This is a genomic window from Streptomyces sp. NBC_00448 (assembly GCF_036014115.1).
In the GTDB taxonomy this organism is placed as follows: domain Bacteria; phylum Actinomycetota; class Actinomycetes; order Streptomycetales; family Streptomycetaceae; genus Actinacidiphila.
This window is the reverse complement of sequence record NZ_CP107913.1, coordinates 9354858-9370147: the sequence shown is the minus strand read 5'-3', so window position 1 is coordinate 9370147 and position 15290 is coordinate 9354858. Positions and strand designations below refer to the sequence as shown.

Genomic DNA, 15290 nt, shown 5'->3' with positions numbered 1-15290 from the left:
CCCCCGCAGCGCGCCGACCGCGCCGCGCCCTCCCGGCACTCAGCTCGGCCGGCGCAGCCCCGCGATGAGGAACTCGACCAGCCGGCGGGTGTCGTAGCGGGGACCGCCGGCCCCCACGCACAGGCTCGCGACGCCGCGCAGCAGCTCGTAGGAGTCCACGTCGGGGCGGATCTCGCCGGCGGCGGCCGCGGCGTCGAGCATCTCGGTGCACACCGGCAGGAGCCGGTCGAGGAAGTAGGCGTGCAGCGGGTCGAAGCAGGGGTCGTCGGACTGGAGCACGGCGGCGAGTCCGAGCTTGGTGACCAGGAAGTCGACGAAGAGGTCGATCCATCGGCCCAGCGCGGCGTGCGGTGTTGCGGCGGACTCCAGCAGGGCCGGGCCCGCGTCCGCGAGGGCCTCGACCTGGTGCCGGTACACGGCGACGATGAGGTCCGCCCGGGTCGGGAAGTGGCGGTAGATCGTGGCCGTGCCGACGCCGGCCTTCGCCGCGATGTCGCGCAGCGGCGCCTCGACGCCCGAGGTGACGAAGACCGCGGCGGCCGCGTCGAGCAGGTTCTCCTCGTTGCGCCGCGCGTCCGCCCGCTTGGGCCGGGCCGCCGCGCGCCCCGCGCCCTCGCCCTGGTCGCCCTCGCCCATCGCGCTCACCCTCTCTCCGCTTACGGGGTTTGCTAACCGGGACAGCGTCCCGTATCGTCAATCGGGACGGTGTCCCGTTTATCCATGATGGCAGATCCGGGCGCCGGCGACCAACCCGGGCGCGCCGCCGACCGCACGTAACGGCGTACGCGCCGGACCGGGCGGGGCACCCGCGCCCCGATACCGCGCGGCCGCCGCTCGCCCGTACGACCCGACCCCGCCGGCCTGAGGCACCCCGCCTCCCGCGGACCCCGCCGGCGTCCACCGCATCCGAGAGGAAACCCCGCCATGACGCATTCCGATCCCGACCCGACAAACCCCGACCGGACGAGCGCTGCCCCGACACGCAGCGACCTCGCCCACCCGACGAGCGTCGAAGCAGCCGGCGGCGCGCGCCCGCCGCGGATCGTCTCGGTGAAGCCGATCGTGCTGGACGCGCCGGACCGCGGCGAGGACCTGCGGGTGCGGGTGACCGCGCCGGTGTCCGGGCGGGACCTGCCGGTCGTCGTCTTCTCGCACGGTTTCGGCTCGTCGGCTGATGGCTACGGCCCGCTGACCGACTTCTGGGCCGCGCACGGCTTCGTGGTGGTGCAACCCACCCACCTCGACTCGCGGACCGTGGGCCTTCCCGCCGACGATCCCCGTACCCCGCGGATATGGCGGCACCGGGTGGCGGACGTGAAGCGCGTCCTCGACCGGCTCGACCTGCTGGAAGCCGCCGTTCCCGGGCTCGGCGGGCGGGTCGACCGGAGCCGTGTCGCCGCGGCCGGGCACTCCTTCGGCGGCCAGACCGCGGGGAACCTGCTGGGGCTGCGCGTCCTCGACCCGGGCAGCGGCACCGGCGAGGACCTGTCGGACCCGCGGGTGCGGGCGGGCGTGCTGCTCGCCACGGCCGGACGGGGCGGCGCCGACCTGTCGGCGTTCGCCGCCGAGAACTACCCGTTCATGAACGCGGACTTCACGCACATGACGGCCCCGGCTCTCGTCGTCGCCGGGGACCGGGACGACTCCCCGATGACCGTCCGCGGACCGGACTGGCTCGCCGACCCGTACGTCCTGAGCCCGGGCGACAAGAGCCTGCTCACCCTGTTCGGCGCGGAGCACTCGCTCGGCGGCGTCCCCGGCTACGAGGCCAGGGAGACCACGGACGAGCACCCCGGCCGGCTCGCCCTGATCCAGCGCGCCACCACCGCCTACCTCCGCCACACCCTCGGCCTCGACGACACCGGCTGGACCGCGGTCCGCAAGGAACTGGCCGACAGCACAAGCCCGTTGGGCCGCATCGAGTCCAAGTCGTCCTCCCGTCCCTGACGGCCCCGACCTCTCCCCGCGGCTCCAAGGCCCCCGCCCCGCCCGGCCTCCGCGACGAGCGAGGGCCCATCAGCGACCGTCGCGAACCGCAGCCCCAGGGCAACCGGACGGTCCGGGCTTCAGCGGAGGGCGAGCATCAGCGCGAAGTCCGCGACCGTGAGGGCGAAGAGCAGCAGAAGGTTGCGGGACTGGGTGCCCATCCCGCCGTAGCGGTCGTAGGGCGCGTACGGATGGTCGGGGTGGACCAGGACGGTCATGCCGCCGCCGACACCGCCGGGTGCGCCGTTGGGGTTGCACAACGCGGCCGTGTAGGAGCGGCCGTTGAGGCGGTAGCGGACGACCGGGGTGAGGAAGTACGTGTTCCGGTTGCCGACGGGGCTCGCGTCGTTGTCCACGACGTCGGCCTGGACTTCTATGCCCCGGCGGCGGACCCGGAGGAAGGCGGCCTCGTCTTTGACCGCCTTGACGGCGGCGCCGATTCCGACGACGAGGCCCGCCGAGGCGAGAACCGTGAAGAACATGGCGCCATCCTGGCGGGAACCGGCCGGCGGACGCCAGGGTTCCGGCCCGCCGCGCACACCGATCCGCACGGCGGGCCGGCCCGTTCAGCCCGTTCAGCCCGCGGTCAGGAGGCGAAGCGGACCTCTGGCAGGCGCGGCGAGGGGCCGTCGAGCAGGCCGTGGTCGTCACGGTCGCTCAGGAAGCGGCCGAAGAACGCGGCGAGCAGCGTCCGGTCGGCGGTGACGGCGCGCCGGGTGGCGATCGTGCCGACGTTCTCGGTGAGGGTGGCGCGCGGCAGGTCGAGCCGGCGGGTGATCTGCGGCACCAGGACGACCGCGTCGGTGTACGTGCCGTGCGCGGCGCCGTGCAGCGTGAGCGCGCGGTGCCAGCCGTGGCTGTGCCGGACCAGCTCGCCCCAGCAGGGCACCGTGCCGGGGGTGTTGCCGTCCTTGCCGACCAGCAGGAAGGGCCGGTCCAGCCCGTCGGTGGTGAGGGTGGACGGGAAGCCGTCCTGGTCGTCGTCCTGGACGTAGGAGGTGACGCCGTCGAAGTCGGCGGCCGCGTGGATGCGCCGGTCGTCGTGCATGGCCTGGAGCGCGGTGAAGCCGCCCGCGGACTGGCCGAAGGCCCCGACCCGGGCGAAGTCCGCCACCGCGCGCAGCGGCGCCGGCAGCGCGCCGGGCAGCGTGTCGAGGACGAAGCGGACGTCCGCGACGCGCACCGCGACGACCTTCTCCAGCAGCGCCGCGATCTTCACCGGGTCGGGGTGCGCGGGATCGGGTACGGCCTTGGCGAACTCCGCGGGCAGCAGCGTGCGTTCGACCCGGCCGCCGGGGAACTCGACGGCGGAGGCGTCGTAGGTGTGGTCGACCATGACGACGACGTGGCCGCGCGAGGCGAGGTCGTCGCACAGCACGCTGCCCAGCGAGCGGGGGTCGCCGGCGCCCGGCGAGTAGAGCACGACCGGGTACGGCCCCACCGCGGCCGGCGCGCCCTGGTGCGCGTGGGTGCGGGTGGCGGCCCAGTCCACCCGGTCCGCGGGGATGTCGGAGAGGCTGTTCAGCTCGGTCCAGCCGGCCGCCTCCCCGGGCAGCATCTGCGGGGCGGCGGCGAACCCGCGGATCGCGCGAGCCGGGTAACGGACGCTCACCATCAGCTCGCGATACGGTCCGCCGGTCCACGGGTCCGGGCGTGAGGTGTCGACCAGCCGCAGCGCCAGGGTGCCGACCGGGTGGGGACCGCTCGGCGCGGGCAGCTTCAGCCGCAGCCGGCCGTCGGCCTCGCTCTCGTCGGCCGATCCGCCCGCACCCGCGGTGCCCGGTGCGGATCGGGGCCCCGGCGCCGCCACCGCCCGCGCGGGGACGGCGAGCAGGACGGCGGCGGCCGACAGAACGGTGGCGCGGCGAGTGGGCACGGTGACTCCCTGATGTCGTACGGCTGTTGTGCGCGTGCGGGTCGTACGGATGCGTGCGGGCACGTACAGATCGGTGCGGGTCGTGCGGGTCGGCGCGGGTCCTGCCCGCGGCGCGGCTCCTCCCCCAGCTTCGCGCGGTGATCGCCGCCGCCCCATCCGGCAGGCCGGTACCTCGCCCGGGGGTTAACCCGAAGGCGGACCACGGAGGGCGCCTGACGGAGCGGCAAGATCGCCGCGGCGCCGAGTGCGGCACACTGTCCGATGGCGCCGCGCGATCCGCGCGGCCGCCGACGGCGGGTGCGGGACGGACGGAAGGCGGCGACGGCCGGCGATGAAGGTGATCCTCTTCGGTGCCTCGGGGATGGTCGGGCAGGGCGTCCTGCGGGAGTGCCTGCTCGACCCGGACGTGACGGAGGTGGTCGCGGTCGCCCGCAGCCCGCTGAAGCGCGCCGACCCGAAGCTGCGGCAGGTCTTCCACGACGACTTCACCGACTTCTCGGCGGTCGCCGGGGAACTGTCGGGCGCGGACGCCTGCTTCTACTGCCTGGGCGTGTCGGCGGCCGGACACAGCCAGCAGGACTACACCCGGATCACCTACGACTGCACGCTCGCCGCCGCCCGTACGGTCGCGGCCGGCCGCCCGGAGCTGACCTTCACCTACGTCTCCGGCGAGGGCACCGACAGCACCGAGCAGGGCCGCTCGGGCTGGGCCCTGGTCAAGGGGCGCACCGAGAACGCGCTGCTGGCGATGGACATGCGGGCGTACATGTTCCGGCCCGGCTGGATTCAGCCGCTGCACGGCGAGCGGTCCCGCACCGGCTGGTACCGCGTGATGTACAAGGCGACGTCGCGGCTGTACCCGGTGCTGCGCCGGGTGGCGCCGAAGCACGTGACGACCACGCAGGCGCTCGGCCGGGCGATGCTGGCGGTGGCGCGGCTCGACGGGCAGGGGCCGCACGTGCTGCACAGTCCGGAGATCAACCGGCTCGGCGGCTGACCTGCCGCTCCGGGCGGTTTCGGCGCGCCCGGGCCCGGGGCGGCGGGCCGTTCGGCGAGCCGGGGGGACTTCGCCCGGAGCGGGCATGCCGACCGCCGGATGGGGGCACATGGTGCGCATGACGCAGATCGGCCTTCCGAGCAGAGTACGTGCCTGCCTCTTCGACCTCGACGGTGTGCTGACGCCGACGGCGCTGGTGCATGCCGCGGCCTGGAAGGAGATGTTCGACGCCTTCCTGCACGACCGGGACGGCGACGGTTTCCGGCCGTTCGACAGCACCGCGGACTACGACACCTACGTCGACGGCCGGCCCCGCGCGGACGGGGTGCGGACCTTCCTCGCCTCGCGCGACATCGAACTGCCCGAGGGCGACGACGACGACCCGCCGTCGGCGCTCACCGTGCACGGCCTCGGCAACCGCAAGAACGACCTGGTGCTGGAGAAGATCCGCACCGACGGCGTGACCGCGTACGAGGGCTCGGTGCGCTACGTGACGGCGGTACGCGCGGCGGGGCTGCGCACCGCGGTGGTGTCCTCCAGCGCGAACACCCGCGACGTGCTGGTCTCCGCGGGCATCGAGCACCTGATGGACGTGCGGGTGGACGGCGTGACCGCCAAGGACCAGGGGCTGCGCGGCAAGCCGAAGCCCGACACCTACCTGGCCGCGGCCCAGCAGCTCGGCTTCGACCCCGGTCAGGCGGCGGTCTTCGAGGACGCGCTGGTCGGGATGGACGCCGGGCGGGAGGGCAGCTTCGGGTACGTGGTCGGCGTGGACCGGGTCGGGCAGGCCGACGAGCTGCGCAAGCACGGCGCCGACACCGTGGTGAAGGATCTGGCCGACCTGATCGGGAGGAGCGCGTGATCACCGATCCCGCCTACGAGGTCGCGCCGTGGTCACTGCGCGAGTGCGAACTGAACCTGGAACTGCTGCCGCAGAGCGAGTCGGTCTTCGCCCTGTCCAACGGGCACATCGGCTGGCGCGGCAACCTCGACGAGGGCGAGCCGAACGGCCTGCCGGGGTCGTACCTCAACGGCCTGCACGAACTGCACCCGCTACCGTACGCGGAGGCCGGCTTCGGCTACCCGGAGTCCGGCCAGACCGTCATCAACGTCACCAACGGCAAGCTGATCCGGCTGCTGGTGGACGACGAGCCGTTCGACCTGCGGTACGGCACCACCCGCTCGCACGTGCGCGAGCTGGACATGCGGGCCGGGGTGCTGCGCCGCGAGTGCGTGTGGGTGTCGCCGGCCGGGCGGGCGGTGCGGGTGCGCTCGGTGCGGATGATCTCCTTCCGGCAGCGCGCGGTGGCGACGATCTCCTACGAGGTGGAGCCGCTGGACGAGCAGGTGCGGGTGGTGGTGCAGTCGGAGCTGGCGGCCAACGAGGAGATCCCGCGGGCCACCGGCGACCCGCGGGTGGCGGCGGCGCTGGAGTCGCCGCTGGTCTCCGAGGAGCACTTCGCCGGCGGCACCCGGCTGGGGCTGATCCACTCCACCACCCGCAGCGAGCTGCGGGTCGCGGCGGCCGCCGACCACCGGGTGGACGGGCCGCGGGCCACCACCCAGATCTCCTCGGAGTCCGGGGACGACATCAGCCGGCTGACCGTCACCGCCGTGCTGGAGAAGGGCGAGCGGCTGCGGCTGGAGAAGTTCGTCGCCTACGGCTGGTCGGCGACGCGCTCGCTGCCCGCGCTGCGCGACCAGGCCGACGCGGCGCTGGTGGGCGCGCGCGACACCGGCTGGCAGGGCCTGCTGGACCAGCAGCGCGAGTACCTGGACGACTTCTGGGAGCGGGCCGACGTCGAGGTCGACGGCGACACCGAGATCCAGCAGGCGGTCCGCTTCGCGCTGTTCCACGTGCTGCAGACCGCCGCCCGCGCCGAGCAGCGGGCGATCCCCGCCAAGGGCCTGACCGGCTCCGGCTACGACGGGCACACGTTCTGGGACGCGGAGACGTTCGTGCTGCCGCTGCTGACGTTCACCGCGCCGCAGGCCGCCTCCGAGGTGCTGCGGTGGCGGCACAACACGCTGCCGGCCGCGCGCGAGCGGGCCGCCCAACTCGGCCTGGCCGGCGCCACGTTCCCCTGGCGCACCATCAACGGCGACGAGGCGTCGAGCTACTGGCCGGCCGGCACCGCCGCCTTCCATGTGAACGCGGACATCGCCGACGCGGTGGTGCGCTACGTCGCGACCACCGGCGACGACGAGTTCGAGGCCGAGACCGGGCTGGAAATCCTCACGGAGACCGCCCGGCTGTGGCGGTCGCTCGGCCACCACGACCACTCGGGCGCCTTCCACATCGACGGCGTGACCGGGCCCGACGAGTACAGCGCGGTCTGCGACGACAACGTGTACACCAACCTGATGGCGCAGGCGAACCTGGTGGCCGCCGCCGACGCCGCCGAGCGCCATCCGCGGCACGCCGCCGCGCTGGAGATCACCGACGAGGAGACCGCCGCCTGGCGGGACGCGGCCTCGGCGATGACGGTGCCCTTCGACAAGGACCTGCGGGTGCACGAGCAGTCCGCCGGTTTCACCCGGCACCAGCGCTGGGACTTCGAGAGCGCCGACCCCGATCGCTACCCGCTGCTGCTGCACTACCCGTACTTCGACCTGTACCGCAAGCAGGTGGTCAAGCAGGCCGACCTGGTACTGGCGATGTACCTGCGCGGGGACGCCTTCACCGCCGAGGAGAAGGCGCGCGGCTTCGCCTACTACGAACCGCTGACGGTGCGGGACTCGTCGCTGTCGGCGTACTGCCAGTCGGTGATCGCGGCGGAGGTCGGGCACCTCCAGCTCGCCTACGACTACCTGGGCGAGTCGGCGATGATGGACCTGGAGGACCTGGAGAACAACGCCCGCGACGGTCTGCACATCGCGGCGCTGGCGGGCACCTGGACGGCGCTGGTGGCCGGGTTCGGCGGGATGCGGCTGTTCAACGGGGACTCGATCCGGTTCGCGCCGCGGCTGCCGGACGCGCTCAGCAGGATCGCCTTCCGGCTGGACTTCCGCGGCCGGCGGCTGCGGGTGGAGGTGAAGCGGACCTCGGCGACGTACTCCCTCGCCGACGGCGCGCCGATCGAGATCCTGCACTACGAGAAGCCGTTCACGCTCACCACCGAGCGGCCGGTGGTGCAGGACCTGCCGGGGATCACCCACCGCGAGCCGCCGAGGCAGCCGCCGGGGCGCGCGCCGAGGCGCCGCAAGCAGGCGCCGGGGCCGCAGAAGTAGGGGCCGTCAGCAGGTGCCGGGGCCGCTGGCCGCTGACGTGGCGGCCTCGGCGGGCAAGGGTGGGGCCGGGGGTGCGTGGTCCCCACCCCCGCTGTCACAGCCAGCCGCGGCGCTTGAAGAGCCGGTAGAGCACCAGGACGACCGTGACCATCAGTGCGAGCACCGCCGGATAGCCCCAGACCTGGCGCAGTTCCGGCATGTGGTGGAAGTTCATCCCGTAGATCCCGGCGATCATCGTGGGCACCGCGGCCATGGCCGCCCAGGCGGAGATCTTGCGCATGTCGTCGTTCTGCCGCACGCCGACCTGGGTGAGGTGCGCGGCGAGGATGTCGGACAGCAGCCGGTCCAGGGACTCCCCGGCGTCGGCGACCCGGGTGAGGTGGTCGGCGACGTCGCGGAAGAACGGCTGGGTACGCCGGGGGGTGTACGGCATCCCGCCCGCGGCCATCCGCGCCATCGGCTCGGCGAGCGGGCCGCTGGCCCGCCGGAACTCCATCACCTGCCGCTTGAACTCGTAGATCGTCGCGGCGACGCGCGCCGAGTCGCCGCCGATCGGCGCGAACACCTTCTCCTCCAGCTCCTCCAGGTCCACCTGGAGCTCCGCGGCGACCTCGAGGTAGTCGTCCACGACGCTGTCGCAGATCGCGTAGAGCACCGCGACCGGGCCGTGCTTGAGCACCGACGGCCTGTCCTCCAGCCCGGCGCGCACCTCGGCGGCCGTGGCGGCCTCGCCGTGCCGGACGGTCACCACGAACGCGTCGCCGATGAAGACCATCAGCTCGCTGGCGCTGACCGTGCCGCTGTCGTCGTGGTAGCGCAGCGGCCGGACCACGGCGAACAGCGCGTCGGGGTAGATCTCCAGCTTGGGCCGCTGATGGGCCTTGAGCACGTCCTCGACCGCCAGCGGGTGCAGCCCGAACTCCGCGGCGATGCCGGCGAACTCGGCCTCGGTCGGGTCGTGCACGCCGACCCACACGAAGGAGTCGCCCTGCGCGCGGGCCTGGTCCAGCGCGTCGGACAGGTCGTCCGGGGTATGGGTGCGGCGGCCGTCCTGGTAGATGGCGCAGTCGACGATCACGTGCACATTCCTTCCTCGGCGGCCCGCGGATCTATCACCCACGGGCCTGTCGGCGAGCGCCGCACTGCCGTGGGGGCGGGGCGCCGCGCTGCCGTGGGGGCGGTCGGCTCGGGCCCGTCGCCGGGGACGCTCACCGGTCGGTGGCCGCGACGGCGGTGCCGCCGGGCGGGTGCGGGCGGGCGTTGGTCCCGGGAAGGGCGACCGCGCCGCTCCCGTCGCGCGAGCCTGGACCGGTGCCCGCCGCGGCCCCGCCGTCCGTGCTGTCCGCGGTGCCCGTGCCATCCGTACCGTCCGTGCCGCCGCCCGCGGCCGTCTTCGCGGCGGCGGCCCGGGCCGCCCTGGCCCGCGCGTGCTCGACGTTGAAGTGGGCGCCGATCATCAGCGCCAGGTTGGAGAACCACAGCCAGACCAGGAAGATCACCGTGCCGGCCAGCGGCCCGTAGAGGCGGTTGTACGTCCCCATGTGCGCGGTGTAGACGGCGAATCCGGCCGAGCCGGACAGCCACAGTCCCACCGCGAGCGCGCCGCCGGGCGCCATCGCGCGCAGCGACCGGGTGCCGCGCGGGCCGGTGCGGAAGAGCACCAGGACCAGCGCGGCGGCCACCGCCAGCAGCAGCGGCCAGCGCATGCCGCGCCACGCCGCCTGCGCGGGCCCGCTCATGTGCAGCACCGAGCCGGTACGGTGCGCGATCGCGCCGGTGACCACCAGGCAGACCGCGCTCGCCACCAGCAGCACCAGCAGCGTCAGGGAGGTCAGCACGACCCGCGGGCCGGTGCGCCAGGCCGGCCGCCGCTCGTCGGAGCCGTACATGGTGTGCAGGGCACGCCGGAAGACCGCCGCGTAGCTGGACGCCGACCACATGGCGCCCAGGCCGCCTCCTATCGCCAGCGACAGGGTCGCGCGGTGGTCCTGCGCCATGTCCTGGAGCGCCGACGCCACCACGGGCCGCGACTCGGCGGGCAGCAGCGTGGTGACGCCCGCGGCCAGGCTGCTCTCCGAGGGCCCGCCGGCCATGCCCAGCAGCGACACCGTCATCAGCAGCGCGGGGAAGAGCGCGAGCACCGCGTAGTAGGTCAGGGCCGCGGCGCGCTCGGTGACGTCCTTGTCCCATGAGGCGGCCAGCGCCCGGACCAGGGTGCGGCCGAACCTCCACACGGCGCGGGTGCGGCGCAGGCCGGTGCGGGGTGCGGCCGTCGAGGACGGCGCGGACCGCTTGGACGGCTTGGGCCGCTTGGACGGCTTGGCGCGCGTGACCCGCCCGGGTCGCCCGGTCTCCGGCTCGGCCGCCCGCTCGGTCGGCTCGGCCCGCCCGGCCGTGCCCCTGCTTCTCGCCACAGTGCTCCTTCCGCCACGCCACGCTCCGTGTGCCGGTCGTGTGCCCGGCGGCGGCGCTTTCATGGCGGGCGGCGGCGGGCGGCGGCGGGCCCCGCGGGCGGACCTTGCCGGTGAGGGGCGCCCATGCGCGTCGCCGGTGGACCGCACCCGCGGGCCGCGCGCGTCGGAACGTCACCGAACCGCCGTCTCCCACGCCTTCCGGTGCCGTGGCGGCGATGACAGACTCTGCGGGTGCGCGACTACGACATACTGGTCATAGGTTCCGGTCCCGGCGGGCAGAAGGCGGCGATCGCCGCGGCCAAACTCGGCAGACGGGCGGCGATCGTGGACCGCCCGCAGACGCTGGGCGGGGTGTCCCTGCACACCGGCACCATCCCGTCCAAGACGCTCCGCGAGGCGGTGCTCTACCTCACCGGCCTCAACCAGCGGGACATGTACGGGCAGAGCTACCGGCTCAAGGACGACATCACCATCGGCGACCTGACCTCCAGGACCGAGCACGTGGTCGGCCGCGAGGTCGACGTGATCCGCAGCCAGCTCAGCCGCAACCAGGTGCCGCTGCTGCCCGGCACCGGCCGCTTCCTCGACGAGCACACCGTCGCCGTCACCGACGCCGCCGGCCGCGAGCGGGCGGTGACCGCGGACTTCGTGGTGGTCGCCACCGGCACCCGCCCGGCCCGCCCGGCGAGCGTGGAGTTCGACGACCGCACCGTGCTGGACTCCGACAGCGTGCTGAGCATGGAGCGGGTGCCGCGCTCGATGGTGATCGTGGGCGCCGGGGTGATCGGCATGGAGTACGCCTCGATGTTCGCCGCCCTCGGCAGCAAGGTCACGGTGGTCGAACAGCGCGACGGCATGCTGGACTTCTGCGACGCCGAGGTGGTCGAGGCGCTCAAGTACCACCTGCGGGACCTCGCGGTGACCTTCCGTTTCGGCGAGACCGTCGCGGCCGTGGAGCGGCACGAGCACGGCACGCTCACGGTGCTCGCCAGCGGCAAGAAGATCGCCGCGGACGCGGTGATGTACTCCGCGGGCCGGCAGGGCCTGACCGACGGACTCGGCCTGGAGCGGGCCGGGTTGAGCGCGGACAAGCGCGGCCGGATCTCGGTGGACGAGCACTACCGCACCGCGGTGCCGCACATCTACGCCGTCGGCGACGTGATCGGCTTCCCGGCGCTCGCCGCGACCTCGATGGAACAGGGCCGCACCGCCGCGTACCACGCCTTCGACGAGCCGGTGCACGGCATGCCCGACCTCCAGCCGATCGGCATCTACACCATTCCCGAGATCAGCTTCATCGGCCGTACCGAGGACCAACTCACCGACGCGGCGGTCCCGTTCGAGGTCGGGGTGTCCCGCTACCGCGAGCTGGCCCGGGGCCAGATCATCGGCGACGCGCACGGCATGCTGAAGCTGCTGGTCTCCCCCACCGACCGCAAGCTCCTGGGCGTGCACTGCTTCGGCACCGGCGCCACCGAACTCATCCACATCGGCAGCGCGGTGATGGGCTGCGGCGGCACCGTCGACTACCTGGTGGACGCGGTCTTCAACTACCCGACACTTGCTGAGAGTTACAAGGTCGCGGCGCTCGACGTCACCAACAAGATCCGGCAGATCGACCGGCTGGGCGACTGAGCCGCCGACCGCCCCACCGCCCGCCGGCCGTTTGTGAGGCGGCCGTACCCGCGAAAACCGGGTGCGGCCGCGCCAGGCCGCTTCATAGAGTGCGGGCATGGACTGGCACGCCTGGCACGACGCCTACGCCTCCCCCGACTCCGCCCTGACCGCGCGGCTGCGCACCGTCACCGAGCGGATCAGGGCCGCCCTGGACGCCGCTCCGCCGGGCCCGTTCCGGGTGGTGAGCGTGTGCGCCGGGCAGGGCCTGGACCTCCTCGGCGCCCTCGCGGACCACCCGCGCCGCGCCGACGTCTCGGCCCGGCTGGTCGAACTCGACCCGCGCAACACCGCCGCCGCACGGGAGGCCACCGCCGCACTCGGCCTGCACGACGTCGAGGTGGTCACCGGCGACGCCTCCCTCACCGACTCCTACGCCGGCGCCGTGCCCGCCCAACTCGTCCTTTTCGTCGGCGTGTTCGGCAACATCACCGCCGCCGACGCCGAGCGCGCCACCGGCTTCCTCGACGGCCTCTGCGCCCCCGGCGGCTCCGTCATCTGGACCCGCAACCGCAAGGAGCCCGACCTCTTCCCCCGCGTCTGCGAGTGGCTGGAGCAGCGCGGCTTCGAACGGACCTGGACCTCCGCCCCGGGTGTCCGGCAGGGCGTCGGCGTGCACCACTTCACCGGCGAACCCCGCGAACTCCCCACGGGCGAGCGGATGTTCACCTTCGTCGGCTACGACGTCCTGTCCGGCGGGTGACCCGGCAACCGGGTGCGGGGCAGCTCGCGACGAGGACGAACCGCCCGGCGCGCAAAAGGAGTTGGCGGCCCGCCGCCCGCTCCGGATAATCCACCTGGCCGGGGGACGGAAGGCGCCGTGCCGGGCACCACGGCCGGGGGGACGACATGGACGTGTTCGCGTGCGGGCGCTGCGGCGCCGTACTGACCGTGCCCGTGGCAGAGGTCGCCCTTCCCGTCCGGGCCCATCAGACCTACGGCCACGACATGCTCCCGGCGCTGATGGAGCCGGGAACGTACGCGGTGGACCCGGAGCCCTCCGGACTGCCCTGGCGGCGGTGGGAGGAGATCGGCGCGGAGGCGGCCGAGGCCCGCGGCGTCTACGCACCGGTGCACGCCCTGTCCTACGGCCCGCCCGGGGAAATCGTGCTGGCGCCGGGCGACACCCGGGGCACCGTGTTCATCCCCGGACGGTTGGACGGCTACTGCCTGGGGATCGACGGTCGGGACGGTCTCAACCTGGCCTGCGCCCGCTGCGGGAGCTTCGTGGCCACCCGCGTCGACGACTGCGCGTGCTGGCAGACCGTGTGGCTCTCCCCGCGCGCGGTGCACCGCCTGCCCGCCGGCGGCCCGGCTCAACTACCCGCGGACTGGAGCGTGGTGACGGACAGGCGGCGCGACGAGGGGCGCGACACCCCGCCGGTCGACCAGCTCGGCGCGTGGAGCCCGCACTGGGAGGCGGCGGCCGGCGCGGCACTCGCCCACCTGCTCGCGGCATCGGCCGGCGCGCCGCTGGTGCTCCCCCGCGGCCTGGTCACGGACCTGTTCGGCCCGACCCTCGACCGGTTGCTCGCCGCGGCGCCGCCCCGGCCACCGGGCCCGGCCGCGCCCCGGCGGGTGGTGGTGGCAGGACCGGAACTGCCACCACCCGAGCGCGGCGACTCCCTCGCGCTGGTGCCGCGCCACCCGCACACGGGCAGGACCTGGCAACCGCCGGAATCGGTGGCCGCCGTGCCGCTGGAAGCCGACGTGTGGGCCCAACTGGCCTTCCCCCGCGAGCGGCTGGCCGTCCCGGCCACCGGCGGGCTGCCGGCCGGGGTCCTCCGCGACGACCCGCCGCCGCTCCATCCGCACCGCCTCTTCGAGCCGGACCGGAGGGTGTTCCTCCGCACGCTGGCCCGGCTGCCCGCGGTCCGCCGACCCGAACTCCGCGCGATCTACGACCACGCGCGGGTCACCCCGTACGGTCCGGTGGTGTAGCGCCGGGGCGGGGCGGCAACGGGACTTCGGCGGAAGGTCAGCGGAAGGTCGGCCGCGAGTGCCGCGGACCGCCCGGGGAGCGGGACGGGATGGAGACCGAAACGTTGCGCTGCCGCCCTCTGGGTGGACGACCATGCACGTATGGGTCATCCGGCGGGGGCGGTCCCGGGCGCACGTGCTCCGGGCCGCGGATGTGCGGCCACCTTCGTGGTCGCGTTGGGACTGGTGTGCGCGCTGCTCGGCTACATGTGGTGGGATTTCGACCACCGTTTCCACCGGCCGCCACCCGACGTCGCCGCCTTCGCCCGGGCCGACGCCACGCGGACGGCGGGCGCGAGCGCGGCGCGGAGCGACAACGCACTGTTGAAGAAGCTGCGTTCGGCCGTACCCTGGGCGGTCCCGCTCGGCACGTCGGTGGCGGACTCGTGCACGTCGATCAACCAGGGTTCGTTCGGCGGGGACCGCTGGTCGCCGATCTCCTGCACCCGGTCCACCGTGCTGTACGCCGCGTTCGACGGCGAACTCCACGCCCGCCTGCACCAGTTGGACACCGCGATCGACACCCAGGGCTGGGCCGGCACCCCGTCCGGCGGGCCGCCCGGCACGCTGACGGCGATGGCCACCTGGATGGGACAGGTCGGCGGCGGCGACCCGCCGTCGGGGACCGCGACGCCCAGCCCGTCGGCCTCCGCGCCGAAGCAGATCGCCCTGTTCGTGCGGTACGACCGCCGGTCGAACGGCACGCTCGACACCGCCGCCCAACGCGCCCAGCCGCGCCTCCAGGTGGGCGTCGCCGGACGCCCGTACTCGCCCTTCGCCAGCACCGGCGACAACCAGGCGCTGGACGGACCGCCGAGGCGACTGGCGAGCGAAGGCACCGTCTACCGGGCCTGGCATCCGCTCTCCACCGACACGGTTGCCCGGTCCGCGTACGTCAGCCACCACTACGTCGTCGCCTTCTCGATCACTTCCGCCTACATCACCGAGACCGTCCCCACCACCCCTCCGTACCGGCCGCCGACCGGCAACGGCGTACCGCCCTGCTACAGCGGCAGCCACTGCCCCTGAGGCGAAGCCGCGCCGCCCCACCACCCGCGCGGCCCTCCGCCAATCGCCCTTCCGCACAACGGAGTTGAGCCGCGCGCACGTCGGGAGCATTGACACGGGCGGC

At 74.1% G+C, this 15290-nt stretch carries 13 protein-coding genes; 8 read left to right on the top strand and 5 right to left on the bottom strand.

The window, feature by feature from the left end:
* Positions 1 to 39: 39 nt before the first annotated feature.
* On the bottom strand, positions 40 to 636 hold the full coding sequence (locus tag OG370_RS40240) for a TetR/AcrR family transcriptional regulator (protein ID WP_328474862.1): 597 nt from the start codon (positions 634 to 636) through the stop codon (positions 40 to 42).
* Positions 637 to 924: 288 nt separating this feature from the next.
* On the opposite strand from OG370_RS40240, the gene OG370_RS40235 reads away from it, so the two are divergent.
* Positions 925 to 1947, top strand: coding sequence for an alpha/beta hydrolase family protein (locus OG370_RS40235; protein WP_443060828.1), 1023 nt, complete (start codon positions 925 to 927; stop codon positions 1945 to 1947).
* Between the two features lie 119 nt (positions 1948 to 2066).
* Here OG370_RS40235 and OG370_RS40230 read toward each other — a convergent pair whose 3' ends face one another.
* Both OG370_RS40230 and OG370_RS40225 read right to left on the bottom strand, forming a co-directional pair.
* Positions 2067 to 2468, bottom strand: coding sequence for a DUF3592 domain-containing protein (locus tag OG370_RS40230; RefSeq protein ID WP_328473308.1), 402 nt, complete (start codon positions 2466 to 2468; stop codon positions 2067 to 2069).
* A 104-nt stretch (positions 2469 to 2572) separates the two neighbouring features.
* The gene (locus OG370_RS40225; RefSeq protein ID WP_328473306.1) at positions 2573 to 3862 is read right to left on the bottom strand and encodes an alpha/beta hydrolase; all 1290 of its coding nucleotides are present in this window, start codon (positions 3860 to 3862) and stop codon (positions 2573 to 2575) included.
* 331 nt (positions 3863 to 4193) lie between these two features.
* Here OG370_RS40225 and OG370_RS40220 point away from each other — a divergent pair, with 331 nt between their 5' ends.
* From OG370_RS40220 to OG370_RS40210, 3 genes are all read left to right on the top strand, one after another.
* Positions 4194 to 4859, top strand: a complete 666-nt coding sequence (locus tag OG370_RS40220) for an NAD(P)H-binding protein (protein WP_328473304.1) — start codon at positions 4194 to 4196, stop codon at positions 4857 to 4859.
* 118 nt (positions 4860 to 4977) lie between these two features.
* Complete coding sequence (locus OG370_RS40215; protein WP_328474858.1) at positions 4978 to 5721, top strand: HAD family hydrolase; 744 nt, start codon at positions 4978 to 4980, stop codon at positions 5719 to 5721.
* The gene (locus OG370_RS40210; RefSeq protein ID WP_328473302.1) at positions 5718 to 8090 is read left to right on the top strand and encodes a glycoside hydrolase family 65 protein; all 2373 of its coding nucleotides are present in this window, start codon (positions 5718 to 5720) and stop codon (positions 8088 to 8090) included. The genes OG370_RS40215 and OG370_RS40210 overlap by 4 nt, the downstream gene beginning before the upstream one ends.
* Positions 8091 to 8184: 94 nt before the next feature.
* Here the strand turns inward: OG370_RS40210 and OG370_RS40205 are convergent, their stop codons facing one another.
* Together OG370_RS40205 and OG370_RS40200 are read right to left on the bottom strand one after the other, a co-directional pair.
* On the bottom strand, positions 8185 to 9168 hold the full coding sequence (locus OG370_RS40205; RefSeq protein WP_328473300.1) for a magnesium and cobalt transport protein CorA: 984 nt from the start codon (positions 9166 to 9168) through the stop codon (positions 8185 to 8187).
* 130 nt (positions 9169 to 9298) lie between these two features.
* The gene (locus tag OG370_RS40200) at positions 9299 to 10504 is read right to left on the bottom strand and encodes a YihY/virulence factor BrkB family protein (protein WP_328473298.1); all 1206 of its coding nucleotides are present in this window, start codon (positions 10502 to 10504) and stop codon (positions 9299 to 9301) included.
* A gap of 231 nt (positions 10505 to 10735) precedes the next feature.
* Between OG370_RS40200 and sthA the strand changes: the two genes are divergently transcribed.
* The 4 genes from sthA to OG370_RS40180 all read left to right on the top strand — a co-directional run bounded on the left by sthA (position 10736) and on the right by OG370_RS40180 (position 15187).
* Positions 10736 to 12139, top strand: coding sequence for a Si-specific NAD(P)(+) transhydrogenase (sthA, locus tag OG370_RS40195; protein ID WP_328473296.1), 1404 nt, complete (start codon positions 10736 to 10738; stop codon positions 12137 to 12139).
* 97 nt (positions 12140 to 12236) lie between these two features.
* The gene (locus tag OG370_RS40190; protein WP_328473294.1) at positions 12237 to 12881 is read left to right on the top strand and encodes an SAM-dependent methyltransferase; all 645 of its coding nucleotides are present in this window, start codon (positions 12237 to 12239) and stop codon (positions 12879 to 12881) included.
* 146 nt (positions 12882 to 13027) lie between these two features.
* Positions 13028 to 14119, top strand: a complete 1092-nt coding sequence (locus tag OG370_RS40185; protein WP_328473292.1) for a hypothetical protein — start codon at positions 13028 to 13030, stop codon at positions 14117 to 14119.
* Between the two features lie 207 nt (positions 14120 to 14326).
* Complete coding sequence (locus OG370_RS40180; protein ID WP_328473290.1) at positions 14327 to 15187, top strand: hypothetical protein; 861 nt, start codon at positions 14327 to 14329, stop codon at positions 15185 to 15187.
* The last annotated feature ends 103 nt before the right edge of the window (positions 15188 to 15290 follow it).

Coding starts and splice junctions, on each gene's coding strand:
- OG370_RS40240 (WP_328474862.1), bottom strand. CDS start 636: ATGGGCGAGGGCGACCAGGGCGAGGGCGCGGGGCGCGCGGCGGCCCGG.
- OG370_RS40235 (WP_443060828.1), top strand. CDS start 925: ATGACGCATTCCGATCCCGACCCGACAAACCCCGACCGGACGAGCGCT.
- OG370_RS40230 (WP_328473308.1), bottom strand. CDS start 2,468: ATGTTCTTCACGGTTCTCGCCTCGGCGGGCCTCGTCGTCGGAATCGGC.
- OG370_RS40220 (WP_328473304.1), top strand. CDS start 4,194: ATGAAGGTGATCCTCTTCGGTGCCTCGGGGATGGTCGGGCAGGGCGTC.
- OG370_RS40215 (WP_328474858.1), top strand. CDS start 4,978: ATGACGCAGATCGGCCTTCCGAGCAGAGTACGTGCCTGCCTCTTCGAC.
- OG370_RS40190 (WP_328473294.1), top strand. CDS start 12,237: ATGGACTGGCACGCCTGGCACGACGCCTACGCCTCCCCCGACTCCGCC.
- OG370_RS40185 (WP_328473292.1), top strand. CDS start 13,028: ATGGACGTGTTCGCGTGCGGGCGCTGCGGCGCCGTACTGACCGTGCCC.